Genomic DNA, 21,194 nt, shown 5'->3' with positions numbered 1-21,194 from the left:
GGGTAGCAGTCCGATGGACGGCACCGGAGAGGGGACAGACAGGCATGAAGGCACTGACCTGGCACGGCAAGCGGGACGTCCGCGTGGAGGACGTCCCGGACCCCCGGATCGAGGAGCCGACCGACGCGATCGTCCGGATCACCTCGACCGCCATCTGCGGTTCCGACCTGCACCTGTACGAGGTGCTCGGGCCGTACCTGAAGCCCGGCGACATCCTCGGGCACGAGCCGATGGGCGTCGTCGAGGAGGTCGGGCCCGGCGTGACCCGGCTCAAGAAGGGCGACCGGGTGGTCGTCCCGTTCAACATCTCCTGCGGCTCGTGCTGGATGTGCGAGCGGCAGCTCTACGCGCAGTGCGAGACCACGCAGGTGACCAGCCAGGGCAAGGGCGCGTCCCTGTTCGGCTACACCTCGCTGTACGGCTCGATCCCCGGCGGCCAGGCCGAGTACCTGCGCGTCCCGCAGGCCCAGTTCGGCCCCATCACGATCCCGGACAGCGGCCCGGACGAGCGCTGGCTCTACCTCTCCGACATCCTGCCCACCGCCTGGCAGGCGGTGAAGTACGCGGACACCCCGCCCGGCGGCACGCTCGCCGTGTTCGGGCTCGGCCCGGTCGGGCAGTTCAGCGCCCGGATCGGCCGCCACCTCGGCGCCGCCCGGGTGATCGGGCTGGACCTGGTCCCCGAGCGGCTGGAGATGGCCCGCCGCCACGGCATCGAGGTGCTCGACGTCAGCCAGCTCGACGACGTACCCGGCGCGCTCATCGACCTGGTCGACGGACGCGGCCCGGACGCCGTGATCGACGCGGTCGGCATGGAGGCGCACGGCGCGCCGCTGGGCAAGATGGCCCAGACCGCCGCCGGGCTGCTGCCGGACAAGCTGGCCCAGGCGATGACCGACAAGGCCGGCGTGGACCGGCTCGTGGTGCTGCACGCCGCGCTCAAGGCCGTACGGCGTGGCGGCACCGTGTCGATCTCCGGCGTGTACGGCGGCGAGCAGGACCCGATGCCGCTGATGGAGATGTTCGACAGGGGCATCCAGCTGCGCATGGGCCAGTGCCACGTGCGGCGCTGGGTCGACGAGATCATCCCGCTGCTGGAGCGCGACGACGACCCGCTGGGCGTCGAGGACCTGCGGACCCACCGGCTGCCGCTGACCGACGCGCCGCGCGCGTACGAGATGTTCCAGAAGAAGGAGGACGGCTGCGTGAAGGTCGTGCTCGCGCCGTGACCCGGACGGTGGTCGTCACCGGCGCGACCAGCGGGATCGGCCGGGCGACCGCCAGGGAGCTGGCGGGCCGCGGGGACCGGCTGGTCCTCGCGGCCCGCTCCCCCGCCACGCTCGACGAGGTACGCGACGAGTGCCGGGCGGCGGGCGCGCGGGCGATCGCCGTACCGATGGACGTGACCGAGCCCGGCGCGGTGGCCGCGCTCGCCGACGCGGCGCGGGCCGAGTTCGGCCGCGTCGACGCCTGGGTGCACACCGCCGCGGTGATGTCCTACGGCCGCTTCGACGAGACCCCGGCCGAGGTGTTCGAGCAGGTGATCCGCACCGACCTGCTGGCCGCCGCGGCGGTGGCCCGGGAGGCGCTGCGCCGTTTCCGGACCACCGGCGGCGGCACGCTCGTGCTCACCGGCTCGGTGCTCGGGCACATCACCGCGCCCTACATGAGCGGCTACGTCGCAGCCAAGTGGGGTCTGCAAGGGCTGGCCCGCACGCTCCAGCAGGAGGCGCGGGAGACACCCGGCATCGCGATCTGCCTGGTCAACCCGGGCAGCGTCGACACGCCCGTCTACCGGCAGGCGGCCAACTACCTGGGCCGCGTCGGCCGGCCGCCGCCCCCGATCGCCTCGCCCGAACGGGTGGCGCGGGCCATCGTCCACTGCCTCGACCGGCCCCGCCGGGAGGTGTCGGTGGGCCGGCTCAACGTGGTCATGCGCTTCGGCTTCACAGTCCTGCCCGGCGTGTACGACGTGCTGGTCGGGCCGCTGATGCGCCGGGCCGGACTGACCCGGACGCCGGTCGCCGCGCACCAGGGCATCGTGTTCACGCCCAACCCGGCCTGTGAGGCGGTCCGGGGCGGATGGCTGCCCGACGTGTCCCAGGTGGTCCGGGCCGTGGGCGGACGCGCGGCGACCGTGGCGTCCGCGGTACGCCGCCGGCTGCCCTGACGTCCTGTGGGTGGCTGTCGTGCGGGCGGGCCGCCCCGTGGGCGGGCCGTCGCGCGGGCGGACCGGGACGAGGGTCGTTACCGTGTACGACGGGACACGGCGGAGGGACGAGCATGCGGGAACCAACGGGGCGGGAACCGGACCGGACGCGCGGCGGGCGGGTGTGGAAGCTCGCCGGGCTGGCCGCCGTCGCCGGGATGGCCTGGGCGGCGCGGGACGTACCGGCCCAGCTCGGCGGCCGGCTCACCGGCGCCCGGGCGGAACGGGCGGCCCGGTCACCGCGCTTCCGCGACGGCACGTTCCACAACCCGGCCGGCGCCAGCGCCACGATGGTCGCCGACCCGGGCCGCAACCTGCTCCGGGAGCTGGTCTTCGGCAAGCAGAAGCGGCGGCCGGGCAGCCCGGTGCCGCTGCTGCACCCCGGTGCCGCGCCGGCCGCCGACCAGGCCCGCGAGCTGAACGTCGTCTGGTACGGCCACGCCTCCACGCTCGTCGAGATCGAGGGGCACCGGGTGCTGCTCGACCCGGTGTGGAGCGACAGGTGCTCCCCGTCCGGGCTGGTCGGCCCGCGACGCATCCACGAGCCACCGGTCCGCCTGACCGACCTGCCCCCGCTCGACGCGGTGCTGATCTCGCACGACCACTACGACCACCTCGACATGGAGACCGTCCGCACGCTGGCCGATCTCCAGTCCGCGCCGTTCGTGGTGCCGCTCGGCGTCGGCGCGCACCTGGCCCGCTGGGGCGTGCCCGAGCACCGCATCGTCGAGCTGGACTGGTCGGAGAGCCACCGGGCCGGCGGGCTGACACTCACCGCGACCGCCGCGCAGCACTTCTCCGGGCGCGGGCTGCGCCGCGACGGCACGCTCTGGAGTTCCTGGACGATCACCGGTGCGCACCGGAAGGTCTTCTACACCGGCGACTCGGGCTACTTCGACGGGTACGCCGCGATCGGTGCCGACCACGGCCCGTTCGACGTGACGCTCATGCAGATCGGCGCGTACGACAGGGCGTGGCCGCACATCCACATGTTCCCGGAGGAGGCGGTCGCCGCCCACCTCGACGTGCGCGGCGGACTGCTGGTGCCGGTGCACTGGGGCACGTTCAACCTGGCCCTGCACGACTGGTCCGAGCCGGTGGACCGGCTCTGGGCCGAGGCGAAGGCGCGCGACGTCCGGCTCGCAGTGCCGCGTCCCGGCGAGCGGGTCGTGGTGGACGAGCCGCCGGCGGTGGACGGGTGGTGGCAGTCGGTCGCCTGAGCCACGCCGAAAAAGTCGGACAAGATATCCTTCTGCGCATATTTGCGTACTCTGTTCGCTGACGAGTCAGCGGCCGGAGGACAGCATGCAGGTTCGCCTCTCCCCAGGCGTGGAAGATCCCGACACACCCACCTCGCAGGCGAGCGTCGCCTCGGCCGTCAAGCGGGGCGTCGACGTCGCCGTCTCGGCCACGGCCCTGCTGGTGGCGGCGCCGATTCTGGCCGTGGTCGCGGTCGCGGTGCTGCTCGGCATGGGCCGCCCGATCCTCTTCCGTCAACAGCGGATCGGCCGGCACGGCCGGGAGTTCACCATCCTGAAGTTCCGGTCCATGGCGGACAGCGGTGACGCCTTCTCCCCCGGCGACGACCAGGCGCGACTGACGCCCCTGGGGCGGTGGCTGCGGGCGACCAGCCTGGACGAACTGCCCAGCTTGTGGAACATCCTGCGCGGCGACATGAGCCTCGTGGGTCCGCGTCCGTTCCCGACCAGCTACCGCGACCTCTACACACCGGACGAGTTCCGCCGGCACGACGTCCGGCCCGGCCTGACCGGGCTCGCGCAGGTGAACGGCCGCAACGAGCTGGGTTGGGCAGAGCGTTTCGCCTACGACCTGTACTACGTGGAGCGCTGGAGCCTCCGCCTGGACGCCCGCATCCTGGCCCGGACCGCGGTGGCAGTCCTGCGCCGGCAGGGCATCAGCGCGCCCGGCGCCGCCACGGCCCACGAGTTCCGTGGCACCGCCACGGAGGAGGCGGTGCCGGCGACTGCGGGAAGCGGATCCCGGTGAGCCTCGACCTGGTCGTCGTCGGGTGCGGCGGCCACGGCCGGGAGATCGCCCAGATCGTGGCGGCGGTGAACGAGTCGGCCGCGCGGCCACCGTGGCGACTGGTCGGCTTCATGGACGACAACCCGTCCGAGCGGAACCGCAAACGCGCCGAGTCGTGCGGCGCCCCCTACCTGGGGACCGTGGCGGCGCTCGGGCAGCTGCCGCCGGAGACCCACGTCGTCCTCGGTCTGGGCGACCCACGCGTCCGGCGGAAGGTGGGCGCGCGGGTCGACACGTACGGAAGGCCGGCGGCGAGTCTCGTCCACCCGGACGCCACAGTCGGCCCGGACGTGGTGTCGGCCGAGGGTCTCGTGGTGTTCGCCGGTGGCCGGATCACCACGAACGTGACAGTCGGGCGGCATCTGCACGTCAACCAGAACGCCACTCTCGCGCACGACTGCGTGGTCGGCGACTACGTCTCCCTGCATCCGCTCGCTGCAGTGTCCGGTGACTGCCGCCTCGACACCGCAGCGCTGATCGGGGCGGGCGCCGTCGTGCTCCCGGGCCTGCGGGTGGGCGCCGGCGCGACGGTCGGCGCCGGGGCGTGCGTGGTGCGTGACGTACCACCGGAGGTCGTGGTCAAGGGCGTGCCGGCCCGCTGAGGTCTCAGAGTACGAAGGCGTCCGTCCACAGCGCGCCGGAGCGGCCCGACAACGCGTCCAGCATCGCCACCGCCTGACCGTCGGTGAGCTGAGCGACGAAGTCGATGATCGCCCGGCCCCGGGCCCGTCCGATCCGGTCCGGGGTACGCGGGTGCAGCTCCGCCTCGGCCAGCTCCACCAGGTCGTGCAGCCGGCGCGGCAGCCGGGACTCCTCGTCCGGGTCCAGCAGCCACTCCCAGAGCGCCTCCACCAGCGTGCCCAGCAGCCGGGCCTGGCCGCGCTGGTGCAGGGCCAGGTCCGGGCGGGCCAGCACGAACCGGTGGTGCACGAACTTGAGCACCTGCACCTCGTGCCACTGCGGCTTCGCCAGCAGCACGTACCCGGAGCGGACCCCCGGATCCGGCGTCACGGTGATGGCGTCCACGAAGCGGGTGGACCAGCGGGCCGAGAACCGGGCCACGTACTGCTCCGCCTCGATCGAGCCGTCGAACGGCAGCGCCAGCAGCCCCTCCACCAGCTCCTCGCGGACGTGCTCGACAGCGGCGGCGAACGCCTCGTCGTCGGCGATCCAGCCGTCCTTGCGGTGCAGTTGCCGGCGCAGCCGCTCGATCGCCGCGCCCGGCCGCCGGCCCGCCCCCTCCAGCGCCGACGCGGTGATCGACCGCAGGTGCCCGCACTCGCGCTGCCAGGCCATCAGCTCGGCCGCCACCGCGCCCTGCTGGAGCACCCCGACGCGGTAGAAGTCCTCCACGTCGTGGATCGCGTACGCGATGTCGTCGGCGGTGTCCATCACCGACGCCTCGGGGGTCTGCTGCCAGTCCGGGATCCGCCCGGCGAACGGCTCCCGCGCCTGCCGCAGGTCGTCCAGCTCGGTGCGGTACGCGCCGAACTTCACCGACCCGCTCTGCGGATCCTCCGGCGGCGCCGCCGCGCCCCGGGGCGCCGGGTCCAGGTGACGCGGGTGCGGGTCGGGATGGTCCAGGCGGGTCCACGGGTACTTCAGCATGGCCGCCCGCACCGCGGCGGTCAGGTCCAGCCCGGTGGTCGCCGCGCCGCGGATCTCGGTGCTGGTGACGATCCGGTACGACTGCGCGTTGCCCTCGAAGCCGTCGGGCAGCCCGAGGCGCTGCCGGGCCAGCCGGTCGAGCACGCGCTCCCCCAGGTGCCCGAACGGCGGGTGCCCGAGGTCGTGCGCGAGCGCGGCGGCCTCCACCACCTCCGGATCGCAGCCGCCGAGCTTCTCCAGCAGGTCCCGGTGGGTCGGGTCGGCGTTCAGCCGCTCCGCTATCGCCCGGGCCACCTGGGCCACCTTCAGGCTGTGGGTGAGCCGGTTGTGCACGAGCAGCCCGGACCCGCCCGGGCTGATCACCTGGGTCACGCCGCCCAGCCGGGCGAAGAACGGCGACCCGACGATCCGGTCCCGGTCGGCCCGGAACGGGCCGGCGGCCAGGTCGCCGAGTGCCCGGGCGCTGCCACCGAACAGCCGCCGGGCCCGCGGATCCGCAGGTGCCTCCATGATCGCCACGCTAGCGCAGCCGGCGGCGGGCCGGGCACAGGCGGTCGGAGGCGAACGGCACAATGCAGGGCGGAAACCACCCGAGAAGGCGGATGACAATCGTGACCCAGTCTGTGCACCAGCGGATCGCCGAGGAACTCGGCGTCGCCGAACGGCAGGTGCGGGCAGCAGTCGAGCTGCTCGACGGCGGCGCCACAGTGCCGTTCATCGCCCGCTACCGCAAGGAGGCCACCGGCCTGCTCGACGACGCGCAGCTGCGCACGCTGGAGGAGCGGCTGCGCTACCTGCGCGAGCTGGACGAGCGGCGCGCGGCGGTGCTGGAGTCGATCCGGAGCCAGGGCAAGCTGGACGAGGCGCTGGAGGCGCAGATCCTCGCCGCCGACTCGAAGTCCCGCCTGGAGGACATCTACCTGCCCTACAAGCCGAAGCGGCGTACCCGCGCGCAGATCGCGCGCGAGGCCGGGCTGGAGCCGCTCGCGGACACGCTCCTGGCCGATCCGGCCCAGGACCCGAAGACGGTCGCCGCCGGGTTCGCCGACCCGGACAAGGGCGTCGCGGACGCCGCCGCCGCCCTGGACGGGGCGCGGGCCATCCTGATCGAGCGCTTCGCCGAGGACGCCGACCTGATCGGCACGCTGCGCGAGCAAATGTGGTCGCGGGGCCGGCTGGTCTCCCGGGTACGCGACGGTCAGGAGACCGCCGGTGCGAAGTTCGCCGACTACTTCGACTTCGCCGAGCCGTACCCGAAGCTGCCCTCGCACCGCATCCTCGCCATGTTCCGCGGCGAGAAGGAGGGTGTGCTGGAGCTGACCATGGACCCGGAGGCCGAGGGCGACGCCGACGCGAACCCCGGACCCCGCCGCTACGAGGCGGCCGTGGCCGGCCGGTTCGGCATCAGCGACCAGGGGCGGCCCGCCGACCGGTGGCTGGCCGACACGGTGCGCTGGGCCTGGCGTACCCGGATCCTCATCCACCTGGGCGCGGACCTGCGGATGCGGCTGTGGCAGGCGGCCGAGGAGGAGGCCGTCCGGGTCTTCGCCACCAACCTGCGTGACCTGCTGCTGGCCGCGCCCGCCGGGGCACGGGCGACGATGGGCCTCGACCCGGGCCTGCGCACCGGCGTGAAGGTGGCGGTGGTCGACGCCACCGGCAAGGTGGTCGCCACCGACACGATCTACCCGCACGAGCCGCGCCGGCAGTGGGACGCCTCGCTGCACACGCTCGCCACGCTCGCCGCCGCGCACGGCGTCGAGCTGGTCGCGATCGGCAACGGCACCGCCAGCCGGGAGACCGACAAGCTGGCCGGTGACCTGATCAAGCGGCACCCGGAGCTGAAGCTGACCAAGGTGGTGGTCTCCGAGGCCGGCGCGTCGGTCTACTCCGCGTCCGCGTACGCCTCCCAGGAGCTGCCCGGTCTGGACGTGTCGCTGCGCGGCGCGGTGTCGATCGCCCGCCGCCTCCAGGACCCGCTGGCCGAGCTGGTGAAGATCGACCCGCGGTCGATCGGCGTCGGGCAGTACCAGCACGACCTGTCCGAGGTGAAGCTGTCCCGCTCGCTCGACGCGGTGGTCGAGGACTGCGTCAACGCGGTCGGCGTCGACGTCAACACCGCCTCCGCGCCGCTGCTCACCCGGGTCTCCGGCATCGGCGCCGGGCTGGCCGAGAACATCGTGCTGCACCGCGACGCCAACGGGCCGTTCCGCACCCGGACCGAGCTGAAGAAGGTGCCGCGGCTCGGGCCGAAGGCGTTCGAGCAGTGCGCCGGCTTCCTGCGCATCCCCGGTGGCGACGACCCGCTGGACTCCTCCAGCGTGCACCCGGAGGCGTACCCGGTGGTGCGCCGCATCCTCTCCTCCACCGGGCAGGATCTGCGCGCGCTGATCGGCAGGTCTGCCATCCTGCGCGGCCTGCGCGCGACCGACTTCGTCGACGACACGTTCGGCCTGCCCACCGTCACCGACATCCTGGCCGAACTGGAGAAGCCCGGCCGTGACCCACGCCCGGAGTTCCGCACGGCGACGTTCGTCGAGGGCGTGGAGAAGATCAGCGACCTGACGCCGGGCATGGTGCTGGAGGGCGTGGTGACGAACGTGGCCGCGTTCGGCGCGTTCGTCGACGTGGGCGTGCACCAGGACGGCCTGGTGCACGTCTCGGCCATGTCGCACACCTTCGTCAAGGACCCGCGCGACGTGGTCAAGTCCGGCGACGTGGTCAAGGTGCGGGTACTCGACGTGGACGTGCCGCGCAAGCGGATCTCGCTGACGCTGCGGCTCGACGACGAGGCTCCGGCCGGCGGCGGACGCCCGGCGGGCGGCGACGGCCGACGGGACCGGGGCGGTCAGGGCGGCGGGCCGCGGGCCGGCGACCAGGGGCGCGGCGGCCAGCAGGGCGGGCAACGCGGCGGCGGTCAGCGCGGCGGCTCCGGCGGCGGGAAGGGCGGCGCGGCGCGCGGCGCCCAGCAGCAACGGTCGGGCCGCGGTGGCGGCGGTCCCGCTCCGGTCAACGACGCCATGGCGGAGGCGCTGCGCCGCGCCGGGCTGGCCTGACACGTTCGGCTGCCCTGCCGGGCTGAGGTCACGAACGACTCAGCCCGGCAGTGCCCTTCGGCAACCGCGACGCGCCGGTTCGCGAAGCTGACACGCGGCAGGGCGGGACGACTGGCGCGAGGGAGCGGCCAGGGGTGTCTCGGTCCGCGCCGGCCCGGAGGCCGCCGTCGTCGCCGGGCAGCCCGGGTTCCGCGTACCCTCGCCGTCGTGGGGGCCGAGGAGGACGAGCGGTGGCGGGAGCGGCGACGCCACGCGGTGCGGGCGCACGCGGCGGCCGCTGACCGGGAACGCGCGGCGGAGCAGGCGGAGGCCGCGGATCTCGTGGCCCGGTTCGCCGCCGAGGCGCTGCGGCGAGGGTTGCGTGCGGACCGGCTGACCGCTACCGGCCATGACGGGCGCGGGCGCTACCGTACGCGGATCACCGGCTGGTACGTGGACCGGGCGCACAGCCGCGCGGTGGACACCGAGGGGCGCTTCTACCTGCTCACCGTGCTGCCGGGTCTGCGAGCACGGCTGCTCGGGGCCGACCCGCGGCCCAGCGCGCCGCCGCTCGTGGTCGGCCGGGGCGGTCGCGACGGCGAGTCGGTGCCGCTGGCGGCGCTGCTCAGCCGCCGTCTCGACGCGGGCGACGACTGGCGGTGACCGGGCCGGGTCGCTGATCGGCCCGCTGCCGCGGCACAGCGTGCGCGGCCCGCCGGGCGACGTGCCGCCACCAGCACAACTGGACCACCAGCGTGAGTAGTCCGGCGAGCACGATAGCGGCCAGGTTGATCACCAGTTGGAGGGCGGAGCCGGCCGCCTCGTGCCACACGCCGTACGCGGACGCGACAGCCACGTTTGCCGCCGCCGGCACGGTGGTCACCGAGATCAGCACGCCAACGAGCGACCCGGACTTCTTCGAGGTCAGCGACAACATGCCGGCAACGCCTGCGAGCAGGCCCACCACCCATGACAACGCGTCCGGGCGCCAGATGAAGTCGGTCATCGGCCGTTCCGCCAACAGCATGTCCCGGCCGACCAGGCCGGCCGCGGTGAGCGCCCAGGTGCTCAGCACCGTGGCCGCCATGGCGACGACGAAGCCGACGGTCAGCGCCTGCACCGAGCGGCCGACCACGCGCGGCTGCCGCCGTAGCAGCGCCACGCAGAGCGCGGCGAGCGGCCCGAACTCGGGGCCGACCACCATCGCGCCGACGATCAGGATGGGCTGGTCGAGCAGCACGCCGATTCCGGCGATCATGGTGGCCATCACGATCAGGGCGAGGAACGTGCCGGTGAGCACCGTCTGCTCGCCGGTCTTCGCGGCGATCTCGTCCCAGACCACGGCGTCCTCGCCGTGCCCGGGCGCCTCCTCGGCGGCCCGGTCGGCCGCCTCGGACAGGGTCAGCTCCACGTCGTCGGCGGCGATCGCGCCGTGCGCCTCGACGCCGAGTTCCTGGAGCCGGCTCAGCACACCGTCGGCGCTCTCCCGGACGACGTCGCAGGTGACGTAGTCACCGGCGGGCTGGCGGGCAGCGCCGGGCAGCACCACGAGGTGGGTGACGCCGGGATCGGCGGCCAGCAGTTCCACGACCGCTGACGACTGTTCGCTCGGCGCGATCACCCTCAGGTGCAGCACTCGGGGCTCCTGGATCGTCGATTCCTGGCAGGGCCGCCGAACTCTACTCGGTACCAGGGGCACGTGTTGCGACCCGACGCCGCCGCGCGGCACGATCGTGTGCTTTTCGGCATGAACCCGGCGTACGCCATCACTCCTCGACTGGTCGACCGTTTTACCGTCCGTGACCCTTCGCTGCCACGACCGTGATCCCACTGCGGGGACGGAGGCTCGATGACCGGCCGGATCTACCTGTCCCCGCCCGATGTCGGGCCCCTGGAAGAGTCCTACGTCCTCCGCGCGATCCGCTCGGGCTGGGTGGCGCCGCTCGGGCCCGAGGTGGAGGCGTTCGAGCGGGAGGTGGCGGAACGTGTCGGGGCGAAGCACGCGCTGGCCCTCAACTCCGGCACGTCCGCGCTGCACCTCGCCCTCCTCGTCCTGGGGGCCGGGCCGGGAAGCGTGGTGGTGGCACCGACGATGACGTTCGCGGCCACCGCCAACGCCGCTGTCTACACCGGCGCCGAGCCGGTCTTCGTCGACTGCGACCCGGCGACCGGGAACATGGACGTGAGCGCGCTCGCCGAGATGCTCGACATGCTGACCCGGGCCGGCGAGAAGGTCGCTGCGGTCCTGGTCGCGGACATGTTCGGCACGTGCGCCGACTACGACGAACTGCTGCCGGTGTGCGAGGCGGCGGGCGCGCCGGTGGTCGAGGACGCCGCGCAGGCGCTGGGTGCCACCTACCGCGGACGCCCGGCCGCCACCTTCGGACGGCTCAACGCGCTGTCGTTCAACGGCAACAAGATCATCACCACGTCCGGCGGAGGGATGCTGCTCTCCGACGACGAGGCGTTGCTCGCCCGCTGCCGGCACCTGGCCACTCAGGCGCGCGAGCCCGTGCCGCACTACGAGCACGTCGACGTGGGCTACAACTACCGGCTCAGCAACCTGCTCGCGGCCCTGGGCCGGGCGCAGCTGCACCGGCTGGACGGGATGATGCGCCGCCGCCGGCTGCTGCGCGAGCGCTACGCCAAGCTGTTCTCCGGCGTGCCCGGGGTACGTCTGCTCGGCGACGGGGACGAGGGCTCGAACTGCTGGCTGACCAGCATCGTGGTCGACCCCGAGCGGACCGGGTGGTCGGCTGCGGAACTCGGGGCGCACCTGGCCGCGCGGGACATCGAGACCCGGCACGTGTGGAAGCCGATGCACCGCCAGCCGGTGTTCGCCGGGTGCCGGGCGGTCGTGACGGGCGCCTCGGACCGCCTGTTCGCCCAAGGGCTCACCCTGCCCAGCGGCTCCGCCCTGGACGACGACCGCCTGGCGCGGGTCGTCGGCGCGGTCGAGCAGTTCCTGGACGCCCGGTGACGGCCGGCGCGGCCATGCGCCCACTGCGGGTCGTAGTCCTGCTGAAGACCGACCAGGGCGGACTCTGGATCGTCCCGCAGGTGGAGGAACTCCGCCGCCGTGGCCACGAGGTGGTGGCGGTCCTGCCGCGCCGGACCGGGCGACTGACCGAGGAGCTGCGGCGGCGAGGTGTCGAGGTGCACGACTCGCCGTTCGACTTCCGCTTCCGGCCGCGCCCGTCGACGCTGCGGGACCTGTGGCGGCTCCGCCGCCTGATCAGCCGGCTCCGTCCGGACGTGCTGAAGTACCACCTCTACGCGTCCGCGCTCGCCGCCCGCTTCGCGAGCCTGCGCCTGCCGCTGCGCCGGGTGCACATGGTGGCCGGGCCGCTGTACCTGGAGTCTCCGCTGATCAAAATCGTCGAGCGGGTGTTGTGGCGGCTCGACGACGTCACCATCTGCGGCACCGGCCACACCTCGGGCCTCTACGGCGCGCTCGGGTGTCCCGCGCCCCGGCGACCGGTCGTCACCTACGGCGCCCGGACCGCGCACTTCGCCGACCTGGCCGGCTCAGCCGACCGGCGGGAGGTGCGGGCCAAGGCGCGCGCCGAACTCGGCATCGAGGAGGACGCGTTCGTCGCCATCATGGTCGCCTACGTCTATCCGCCCCGGAGGCTGGTTCACCAGGGCCGAGGCATCAAGGGTCACGACGTGCTGCTGGCGGCCTGGCGGGAGTTCCGCGCCGCCCACCCGGACGCCCGGCTGCTCCTGGTGGGCGCCGGTTTCTCGGCGGCCGGAGAGGCGCACCGGCGCGAGTTGATCCAGCGCTTCGAGGTCGATCGCGACCCGAGCGTGACGTGGCTGACGTCGGTGTCGGACGTGCGCGACTGCTACCGCGCCGCCGACGTGAGCGTCAGTCCCTCCCTGTCCGAGGGACACGGCGCCGCCTGTGAGGCGGGCGCCACCGGGGTGCCCAGCATCGTCAGCGACGCCGGCGGTCTGCCCGAGACCGTCGACGAGACGACCGGCTGGGTGGTGCCACGCAACGACGTGGCAGCGCTGGTCGCCGGACTGCGGCAGGCCTACGACGAGTTCACCGACGGCCGGCTCCGGCTGCGGGGTGAGCGGGCCCAGCGGTTCGCGCTGCGGCACTTCGACAACACGTTTGCCGCCGGCGATGTCGCCGACGTGGTGGAGGCCGCCTGCCGGACCGGCGGGAGAGCCTGATGCGGGTCGTGGTGACATCGGAGTCGCGCTTCAGCCGGACTCCGGACGGCGCGGTCTGGGTCGAAGCAGGCCCGGACAACGCGATCTGGCGACGGTACCTGGTCGCCTTCGACAACGTACGCGTCGCCGCCCGGGTGCGGGACGTCGCGCAGCGACCGGCGGCCGCAGCCCGGGTCGACGGGGACGGCGTCGACGTCTGGGCGTTGCCGTACTACGTCGGGCCTCGGGGTTACCTGCTGGGACGGCGGGCGATCGCCGCAGCGGTGTCGGCGGCGGCGGAACCCCGGGACGCCGTGGTGCTCCGGGTGCCCTCGCCGATCGGCTCACTGCTGGCTCGGGCACGCGACCGGGCCCGCCTCCCGTACGCGCTCGAAGTGATCGGGGATCCGTACGACGTGCTCGCCCCGGGGGTGGTCCGGCATCCGCTGCGGCCGCTGCTGCGCACGCTGTCCACCCGGACGCTGCGCCGGCAGTGCCGCGAGGCCGCCGCCGTGGCGTACGAGACGGAACGGCGGCTGCAACTCCGCTACCCCGCGTTGCCGACCACGCCCACGGCCGGCATCTCCAGCGTCGACCTGCCACCGGCGGCGTTCGTGCCGCAGGCCCGGCCGGTCCGGCAGCTTCCGCCAGTAGCGACACTGGTGTCGGTCGGCTCGCTCGAACAGCTCTACAAGGGAATCGACACGCTCATCTCCGCGCTGACGCTGATGCCCGCCGACGGGCCCCGGGCCCGGCTCGTGCATGTCGGCGTGGGCGCCTACCGTCCTCATCTGGAGCAGTTGGCCGCCCGATCGGGAGTGGCCGACCGGGTGAGCTTCACCGGCCCGCTACCCGACGCCGACGCGGTCCGCCGCCAACTGGACTCGGCGGACCTGTTCGTGATGCCGTCGCGTACCGAGGGCCTGCCCCGGGCGCTCATCGAGGCGATGGCCAGGGCACTGCCGGCGGTCGGTTCGACCGCCGGCGGCATTCCGGAGCTGCTCGAACCGGACTGCCTGGTGCCGCCCGACGACCCGGCCGCGCTCGCCTCCACAGTGACCGCGATACTGGCCGACCCGGACCGGCTCGCGGCAGCCTCGGCCCGCAACCTCCGCCGGTCCCGTGACTTCTCTGCCGAGACGCTCGACGCCCGCCGGGCGTCGTTCTACCGGACCGTCGCCGAGACCGCCGCCGGCCGGGTGGGCCGCAGAGCACCGGTTTCCCTTCCGTCTGCACGCTGACATCCCGCGCACCGGACGGCACACGCATCGACCGCTGCGGGCGCCGTCCGGTCGGGACCGTTCAGGTGACGGGACGCCGGACGCCCCCTCGCGCGGCGTCCCGGAGGATGTCGAGGTAGCGGCCGAGCTGATCCTCGCGGAACAGCCCGTCGAGCGCAGCGGCCGGGACTGCCGGCACCCGTCCGGTGCGTTCCTTCACGGCGAGCCACTCCCGCAACCGGGCTGCGATCGCGGCCGGGTCGTTCGCCACGACCCCCGCGCTCCGTTCGCGCAGCAGGCGTGCGGCCACGCCGTGCTCGTAGCCGAGCAGGAGGACGGGGCGGCGGGCCTGGAGGTAGTCGAAGATCTTGCCGGTCACCGTGCCGGCGTCTCGCGGATCGTTCCACATGAGCAGGACGAGCGCGTCCGCGTCCGCCTGGATCCGCCACGACTTCTCCGGCGAGACCTGACCGAGAAGGGTGACGGAGTCGGTCACGCCGGCCCGTTCGGCGGCGGCGCGGGTGATGCCGTGGTCCTCCCCCGCGAAGATCAGGTGCACCTTCGCTGCGTCCGCTCCGAGCAGGGCGATCGCGTCGATCAGGGGGCTCGGATCACGCTTTCCCGGATAGATGTAGCCGGTGTGTGCGAGCGTCAGTGTGGTAGCCGACGCCTCGACGCCGACCGAGGTCGCGAAGGACTCCATCGGTACGGGCCGGCGGTCGATGCCGTTCATCACCACGTGCGTCTGCACCCCGAAGGTGCGGTGGATCGTCTCGGCCAGCGGCTCCGAGACCGTCACGCACGCCGCCACGCTCCGCAGCACGCGCCGCTCCAGCCTCTTGTCGACCGCTCGACGCAGTGCGGAGCGCACCCAGTACTCGTTGCCGACGGACCACAGGTCCCGGTAGTCAGCGACCCATGGCACCCGGAACCGCCGGGCGAGTGCGGCGGCCACGACGAATCCGGAGAAGGGCGGGCCGGACACCAGGATGACGTCCGGGCGCCATCCGGCGGCGCCCCGGTCGAAGTTCTGTACCGGTGGCCGGATCCAGTTGAGCTGTGGATCCGGCAGCAACAGTTCCATGCCGGCCTTGACCAGGAGTCGATCGGCACCGGAGCGGATCCGCCCGAGCCGGGACGGCGGTGGGGCGGCGCCGTCCGGCACCGGCTCTCCCGCACTCCGGCCGGGCCGGCGGAGCCGCGGCGACGGCGCGATCCGGATCAGGTGCTCCTCGGGCACCGGGACGGGCGCGCCGCCCTGGTCGGCCCCGACTGCGGTCAACACCCGGACGTCCCACCCCTGCTGCTTCGCGAACGCCGCGAGGGCCGCAGGCCGCCGTGCGCCGACTGTCTCCGCCGGCGGGAAGTGATAAGAGACGATCAGCAGGCGCGGTGCCGGCTCCGGATAAGCGTTCCTCATGAAGGGATAAACGATTTCTTTCCGTACAGGATGTGACGGAGAACGTGAATGCCTCAGCTCTGCGGCACGAGTTCCGGCGCGGGGCGAGCACGGCCGGCGTTCCGGCCGGCCGCCGTCACGACCCGCAGCGACATCAGCCACCCGACGCCGTATGCCAGCGCGCCAGACACCCCGAACACCCAGACCGCGGCCAGCGGTGACCCGCCCGTGAGCGCCACCACCGAGACGGCTCCCGCCACCACCGCGACACGGCCCGCGTCCCAGGCGAGTTGCAGAGCTTGGCGTTCGAACACGACGAGCGTCTGCGACAGCGGCGAGACGACGAGCTGAGCCGCCATGAAGACGGCCAGGGCCTGGGCGTAGGCGCCGCTGCTGTGCCACTGCGGACCGAAGACCAGGCTGAAGGCCGCCGGCGCGCCGACCAGCACGAGCAGTGCGCCGGGACCCGCGATCAGGGCCAGTCTCCGGCTGGCGTCGAGGAACACGCGCCGACCGCGCCGGGGTTGTTCCCGGGCGATCCGGGCGACCTCCCCCAGGTAGACCTGGGCCACCGCGGACGCCACCAGGGCGGCGGGCATGGCGATCACCCGCTGGGTAAGTCCCAACCAACCCGCCACCGTGGAGCCGTAGTAGTAGGCGATGAGTAGCACCGGCAACTGCGTGCCGAGAACGTTGAGCAGACCGGACGGGGCCAGGAGAAACGGGAAGCGCCGGTACCGACGTGCCACCGCCGGCAGGCGTGACGTCCGCCGGCCGGCCCCGGCGGCCGCGCCGGGCCGGCGGGCGTCCCGGAGCAGGACCGCGGCGGCCGCGACCTGACCGAACCCGAAGCCGAGCGCCAGGCCACCGGGACGAAGCCCTGCCCCACCGGCCACGATCTGGGTAACCACCACCGACAGAGACTGGAAGAGGTTGCGCCGGCCGATCGCCCCGTAACGCCGATGCCGCACCGCGAACTGGTTGAGCACGAGGACGACACCCATCGCGGCGGCAGAGGGCGGCACCACCCAGAGCCAGTGGGCCAGCTCGGGCTGACCGAACCAGCGGGCCACCCGGTCCCCCGCCAGCACGACGACGAGCGAACCCAGTACCGCCGTGCCGGCGGCCGCGACGAGACCGAGCCGCACCAGCGCACGGGCGTCCTCCTCGCGCTCGGGCAGCGGAACGGCCATCTCGAACCGGAGCGCGGCCACCGTGCCCACCGTGACCACGAGCGCGGCGACCACTGCGAGGACGCCGAAGTCGGCTGGGCGGTAGAGCCTCGTCAGCAGCGGAACCGCCGCCAGCGCCAGCAGTTGGCCGCCGGCCGATCCGGCGGCGATGCCGAGTACTCCGCGTCGGCCGCTGGACATGGCTAGCCGCGCCCGCCACCTCACCCAGCGACCCCCCGGCCGGACGGCGTACGGACTCGTCTGGCGCGGGCCCGTACGCCGGCGGGCAGCGTCGCGCCGGCCAGCACGAGCACGCCGAGCGCCAGCGCGGCGAAGAGCGGACGGCCGGCGTTCACGTCTCCGGAGGTCGACACCGCGACCACGTTGAACGCCAGTACGGCCAGCACGAACCCGGCGACCGGGTCGCGTCTGGACGCGCGCCACAGCCCCGCCGCCACGACCACCGTGGCCAGGATGAAGGCTCCGCCCACCAGCCAGCCCGCCTCGGCCGGCAGTTCCAGCCACAGGTTGTGCGGATAGTTGTGGATCAACATGCCGGAGTAGTCGCCCCAGTTGCCGTAGCCGACACCACCGGGATGCTCGGCGATCATCGGCACGCTGACCTCGCGCATCTCCGCGCGGGCGGTGTCGAACAGCTCCTCGCTCGGGTCGGTCAGGAGCGCGTAGACCCGGGGCGGCAGGATCGACGGCAGCGCGACGACGGCGGCCACCAGAGCGCCCATCAGACCCACACCGACCCACTCGCGCCGACCCCGCCGGATCTTCAGACGGAACCCGGCCAGCACCAGGACGAAGAGGGCTACCACGGTGGCCAGGAGCGGTCCCCGGGAGCCGGTCGCCAGGAGACCGAGGCCGAGGAGCACGGCCAGGCCCGCCGCCCACCAGGCCGCCACCCGCTTCTGCAGGTAGAGCCAGGTGAGCGCGACGAACGCGCCGCCGATGGCCCGGGCCAGCCAGATCGGGTTGGAGCCGAAGCCGTCGGCCCGGCCGTCCTGCGGATCGCCGTTGAGCGTGGCGATCGCGAGCACCACCCCCGACAACACGAACACGGCGGCGAACATCTCGACATCGCGTCGCCCGCGCAGCACCGCCACCGCCAGCGTGGCGAACACGGTCAACGTGACGAGCAGCAGGAACTTCTGCCGGCCGTAGTCCGTCTCAGGGGGGTGCAGGATCCCCGGCGCCGCGAGGACGCCGAAGACCACGAGGGTCCAGAAGATCACGGTCCGGGCACGCGAGGCCGGACGGAGGATCTCGTGCAGGAGCAGCGGCACCGCGAGCACCACTGCGGCGATCAGGAACCCGCGGCCGACCAGACGCGGGAACTGGTCGAAGTTGAGCAGCAGCACCACGGCGGTGGCGCGCAGCACCGCCGAGACGAGACCATTCGTGCGCCACGCCGGCGTCTCCACCCCGACGAGCCCACCGGGGCTGCCGGGGCCGCGGACCGTGCCGATCGCCGACGACCGGCGGCTGTCCTGCATCACCATCACGTTCAAGCCTCCTGCGGCGCCGGCCGTCCGGCCGGCGAGGTGGAGAAGTGGGCAACGAAGGGCCGCCCACAAGCGTGCGGAAAACCGTCACACCGCCCGATCGGAGCGGTAGCGCACGAGGTTGGCCGGATCGAGGAACCACTCGACCGTCGCCTTCAGACCCTCGTCGATGCTGGTGGCCGGCTGCCATCCGGTCCGCGACCGGAGCAGGCCGGCGTCGCCGAGCAGGCGTTCCACCTCGGACTCCGCGGGACGGAGCCGGGACTCGGTGACCACCACCTCCGGCTGGACGCCGAACATCGCAGCGATCTTGCGGACCAGGTCACCGACCGAGGTCTCCCGGCCGGTCGCTGCCTGGAACACGCCGCCCACGACCGCGTCGTCTGGTGCCGTGCCCACGGCTTGGAAGGCCGCTACGGTGTCCGTCACGTAGAGCAGGTCGCGGGTGGTACGCAGCGCGCCGAGCCGGACCACCCCGCCACCCTTCGCCAGCTGGCTGATGATGGTGGGGATGACCGCCCTGGTGGACTGGCGGGGGCCGTACGTGTTGAACGGGCGGAGCGTGACCACCGGAAGGCCGAAACTGAGGTGGTAGCTGTCGGCCAGCTTGTCCGCGCCGATCTTCGAGGCCGAGTACGGCGACTGACCGCGCAACCGGTGCTGCTCGGTCATCGGGACGGTGGTGGCGGTCCCGTACACCTCGCTCGTGGATGTGACCACCACCCGGCCCACTCCGGCCGTCCGCGCGCTCTCCAGCACGTTGAGCGTGCCGGTGATGTTCGTGTCCACGTAGGACTGGGGAGCGAGGTACGAGTACGGGATGCCGCCCAGCGCGGCGAGGTGGTAGACGGTGGAGGCGCCGTCGACGAGCCGCTGCACCATCCCCCGGTCGCGGATGTCGCTTGCGACGACCTCGACGCCGGCCAGTTGGTCCGGGCCGAACGTGTCCAGCCAGCCGTGCGACCCGGCGCCGTTGTAGCGCACCAGGGCACGTACCCGGTGGCCTGCGGCGGCGAGCGCCTCGACCAGGTGGGATCCGATGAAGCCACCGGCTCCGGTCACCACCACCGGGCCGCCGGTCGAGTCTGCCGTCATGGTTCGCTCCTCCTCTTCACCGGTCCGGGCAGGACCGGCACCGGTCGGTTCAACGAGCCGGTGTCGCCGCTAAAGCCGTCTGGCTCCACAGCGCACCGACCGAGTCGGACAGGTCGTGTTCGGGGGCCCACCCCAGGACCGAGGCCGCCCGGCCGACGTCGGCGCATGTCCAGCTCACGTCGCCGGAGCGGGGAGACGGTGGGCGGTCCTCCCGGATGCGGACCGAGCGGCCGGACACCGACACCAGCAGCTGGACCGCATCGCGTACCGGCACCGCCCGGCCGCTCCCCACGTTGAGGACACGGGCCCGCGGCGCGGTGACAGTCACCGCCCGCCTGACTGCGGCGGCCACGTCCCGCACGTCAACGAAGTCCCGGTACGCGTCCAGCGGGCCGGTACGCAGGTCCTCGCCGGCCGTGAGGTGGGACAGCAGGGCGGCCACCCGGCCGAGCAGTGTCGTGCGGGGCATGCCGGGACCGACGGGGTTGAACACACGGAGCGCTACCGCGTCCACCCGGCCGGCCGCTGCCGCCAGCTCCATGAGCCGGGTCGCCGCCGCCTGGCTCACGCCGTAGGCACTGACCGGCGTCACGGGACGGTCCTCGGCAGCCGGGGCGCCGGACGGGACCGGACCGTACTCGGCGGCGGAGCCGAGACGGACCAGCCGCGCGCCGGGCACGGTGTCGGCGACCGCGTCCACGAGCTTGGCGGTTGTCAGCGTGTTCGCCCGGATCAGATCCTCGGCCGAGCCGCTCACCGCTCCGGCGCAACTGACCACAGCGTCCGGCCGGAGCGTGCCGAGCAACGCCCGCAGCGCCTCCGGCGTCGCGGCGACCAGGTCGCACTCATCGCGTGACGGGCACACCAGGTCCGCCGTGGCGTTCAGTTCCCGGCGTACGTGAGCGCCGATGAAGCCGGAGGCGCCGAAGAGGAGGACACGCATCATGACCCGGCCGGGGTGCCGGCGGGCAGCAGCAGGTCCCGGAGCTCGCCGAAGCACCGATTGGCCTCGTCGTAGTCCTCGGGGCGGCCGATGTCCAGCCAGTAGCCGTCGAACTCGTAGCCGGCCGGTGGTGCGCCCCGGCCCAGCAGGTCCAGCACCAGTTGGTCGAACCCGAACGGCTGCCCCACCTGGTAGTGGGCGATGGTGCTGCGGGAGAGCCCGTAGACGCCCATGCTCACCCGATAGTGCAGGACCGGCTTCTCGGAGAACGACGTGATCTTGTCGCCGGCCAGCTCCAGGACACCGAAATCGATCTTGACGGTACGCCGGTAGGTGGCCACCGTCAGCGGCGCGCCCGAGCGCGCGTGGGTGCCCAGCAGGTCGGCGTAGTCGAGGTCGGTGAGCACGTCGCCGTTCATCACCAGGAAGTGCTCGGGCAGGCGGTCCCGGATGCCGAAGAGCGGGCCGATCGTCGACAGCGGCCGGTCCTCCTCGACGTAGTCGACGGCCAGCCCGAACCGGGAGCCGTCGCCGACGAACGCCCGGATCAGGGCGCCCAGGTGATTGATCGCCAGTGTGACGTGGGTGAAGCCGCGGTCGGCGAGCTGCCGCAGGACGATCTCGAGGATCGCGTAGCTCTCACCGATGGGCACGAGCGGCTTGGGCAGCGTGGAGGTGTATGGACGCAGCCGCACGCCCGCGCCGCCCGCCATGATCACGACATGCATCGACTCTCCACTCGTCCCCCCGCCCTACCTCGCGTCCAACGAGCCGGACCGGCACGGGGGT

General features: G+C 73.2%; 18 protein-coding genes. 10 read left to right on the top strand and 8 right to left on the bottom strand.

Features of this window, described 5'->3' with window-relative positions; all coding sequences use genetic code 11:
• Positions 1 to 44: 44 nt before the first annotated feature.
• The 5 genes from ML5_RS11195 to ML5_RS11175 all read left to right on the top strand — a co-directional run bounded on the left by ML5_RS11195 (position 45) and on the right by ML5_RS11175 (position 4,857).
• The gene (locus tag ML5_RS11195) at positions 45 to 1,229 is read left to right on the top strand and encodes a zinc-dependent alcohol dehydrogenase (RefSeq protein ID WP_013474766.1); all 1,185 of its coding nucleotides are present in this window, start codon (positions 45 to 47) and stop codon (positions 1,227 to 1,229) included.
• Positions 1,226 to 2,170 (top strand): SDR family NAD(P)-dependent oxidoreductase, encoded by a 945-nt coding sequence (locus tag ML5_RS11190; RefSeq protein ID WP_013474765.1) that lies wholly within the window; start codon positions 1,226 to 1,228, stop codon positions 2,168 to 2,170. The genes ML5_RS11195 and ML5_RS11190 overlap by 4 nt, the downstream gene beginning before the upstream one ends.
• A gap of 113 nt (positions 2,171 to 2,283) precedes the next feature.
• Entirely contained in the window at positions 2,284 to 3,429 is a 1,146-nt protein-coding gene (locus ML5_RS11185) for an MBL fold metallo-hydrolase (protein WP_013474764.1), read from the top strand.
• 109 nt (positions 3,430 to 3,538) lie between these two features.
• The gene (locus tag ML5_RS11180) at positions 3,539 to 4,216 is read left to right on the top strand and encodes a sugar transferase (protein WP_047890874.1); all 678 of its coding nucleotides are present in this window, start codon (positions 3,539 to 3,541) and stop codon (positions 4,214 to 4,216) included.
• The gene (locus tag ML5_RS11175; RefSeq protein ID WP_013474762.1) at positions 4,213 to 4,857 is read left to right on the top strand and encodes a NeuD/PglB/VioB family sugar acetyltransferase; all 645 of its coding nucleotides are present in this window, start codon (positions 4,213 to 4,215) and stop codon (positions 4,855 to 4,857) included. Before ML5_RS11180 ends, ML5_RS11175 begins: the two co-directional genes overlap by 4 nt.
• 4 nt (positions 4,858 to 4,861) lie before the next feature.
• Here ML5_RS11175 and ML5_RS11170 read toward each other — a convergent pair whose 3' ends face one another.
• The gene (locus ML5_RS11170; protein WP_013474761.1) at positions 4,862 to 6,373 is read right to left on the bottom strand and encodes a deoxyguanosinetriphosphate triphosphohydrolase family protein; all 1,512 of its coding nucleotides are present in this window, start codon (positions 6,371 to 6,373) and stop codon (positions 4,862 to 4,864) included.
• 62 nt (positions 6,374 to 6,435) lie between these two features.
• Between ML5_RS11170 and ML5_RS11165 the strand changes: the two genes are divergently transcribed.
• Both ML5_RS11165 and ML5_RS11160 read left to right on the top strand, forming a co-directional pair.
• On the top strand, positions 6,436 to 8,919 hold the full coding sequence (locus ML5_RS11165; protein WP_013474760.1) for a Tex family protein: 2,484 nt from the start codon (positions 6,436 to 6,438) through the stop codon (positions 8,917 to 8,919).
• Positions 8,920 to 9,126: 207 nt separating this feature from the next.
• Positions 9,127 to 9,561, top strand: a complete 435-nt coding sequence (locus ML5_RS11160; RefSeq protein WP_013474759.1) for a hypothetical protein — start codon at positions 9,127 to 9,129, stop codon at positions 9,559 to 9,561.
• On the opposite strand, the gene ML5_RS11155 is transcribed toward ML5_RS11160, so the two are convergent.
• Entirely contained in the window at positions 9,524 to 10,534 is a 1,011-nt protein-coding gene (locus ML5_RS11155) for a DUF389 domain-containing protein (protein ID WP_013474758.1), read from the bottom strand. The two genes, ML5_RS11160 and ML5_RS11155, sit on opposite strands and share 38 nt — an antisense overlap.
• A gap of 213 nt (positions 10,535 to 10,747) precedes the next feature.
• On the opposite strand from ML5_RS11155, the gene ML5_RS11150 reads away from it, so the two are divergent.
• The 3 genes from ML5_RS11150 to ML5_RS11140 are packed head-to-tail and all read left to right on the top strand — an operon-like array spanning position 10,748 to position 14,303.
• A complete protein-coding gene (locus tag ML5_RS11150; RefSeq protein WP_013474757.1) occupies positions 10,748 to 11,878 on the top strand; it encodes a DegT/DnrJ/EryC1/StrS aminotransferase family protein in 1,131 nt (376 codons plus the stop codon).
• A gap of 14 nt (positions 11,879 to 11,892) precedes the next feature.
• Positions 11,893 to 13,083: a glycosyltransferase family 4 protein gene (locus tag ML5_RS11145; protein ID WP_049800139.1), complete on the top strand. Its 1,191-nt coding sequence runs from the start codon at positions 11,893 to 11,895 to the stop codon at positions 13,081 to 13,083.
• Positions 13,083 to 14,303 carry a glycosyltransferase family 4 protein gene (locus ML5_RS11140; protein WP_013474755.1) on the top strand — a complete coding sequence of 407 codons (1,221 nt, stop codon included), beginning with the start codon at positions 13,083 to 13,085 and terminating at the stop codon, positions 14,301 to 14,303. Before ML5_RS11145 ends, ML5_RS11140 begins: the two co-directional genes overlap by 1 nt.
• A 61-nt stretch (positions 14,304 to 14,364) precedes the next feature.
• Here ML5_RS11140 and ML5_RS11135 read toward each other — a convergent pair whose 3' ends face one another.
• The 6 genes from ML5_RS11135 to ML5_RS11110 form a co-directional block, all read right to left on the bottom strand.
• A complete protein-coding gene (locus ML5_RS11135) occupies positions 14,365 to 15,702 on the bottom strand; it encodes a glycosyltransferase (protein WP_013474754.1) in 1,338 nt (445 codons plus the stop codon).
• A 53-nt stretch (positions 15,703 to 15,755) separates the two neighbouring features.
• Positions 15,756 to 17,054 (bottom strand): lipopolysaccharide biosynthesis protein, encoded by a 1,299-nt coding sequence (locus ML5_RS11130; protein ID WP_013474753.1) that lies wholly within the window; start codon positions 17,052 to 17,054, stop codon positions 15,756 to 15,758.
• A 20-nt stretch (positions 17,055 to 17,074) separates the two neighbouring features.
• Positions 17,075 to 18,364, bottom strand: coding sequence for an O-antigen ligase (locus ML5_RS11125; protein WP_013474752.1), 1,290 nt, complete (start codon positions 18,362 to 18,364; stop codon positions 17,075 to 17,077).
• A gap of 90 nt (positions 18,365 to 18,454) precedes the next feature.
• Entirely contained in the window at positions 18,455 to 19,462 is a 1,008-nt protein-coding gene (locus tag ML5_RS11120) for an SDR family NAD(P)-dependent oxidoreductase (RefSeq protein WP_013474751.1), read from the bottom strand.
• Between the two features lie 49 nt (positions 19,463 to 19,511).
• Complete coding sequence (locus ML5_RS11115; RefSeq protein ID WP_013474750.1) at positions 19,512 to 20,408, bottom strand: NAD(P)-dependent oxidoreductase; 897 nt, start codon at positions 20,406 to 20,408, stop codon at positions 19,512 to 19,514.
• Positions 20,405 to 21,133, bottom strand: a complete 729-nt coding sequence (locus ML5_RS11110; RefSeq protein ID WP_013474749.1) for a sugar phosphate nucleotidyltransferase — start codon at positions 21,131 to 21,133, stop codon at positions 20,405 to 20,407. The genes ML5_RS11115 and ML5_RS11110 overlap by 4 nt, the downstream gene beginning before the upstream one ends.
• Positions 21,134 to 21,194 lie beyond the last annotated feature (61 nt).

Source organism: Micromonospora sp. L5, assembly GCF_000177655.2.
Taxonomy (GTDB): Bacteria; Actinomycetota; Actinomycetes; order Mycobacteriales; family Micromonosporaceae; genus Micromonospora; species Micromonospora aurantiaca.
The sequence above is the reverse complement of the archived record's forward strand: the minus strand, read 5'-3'. Positions and strand labels throughout refer to the sequence as shown.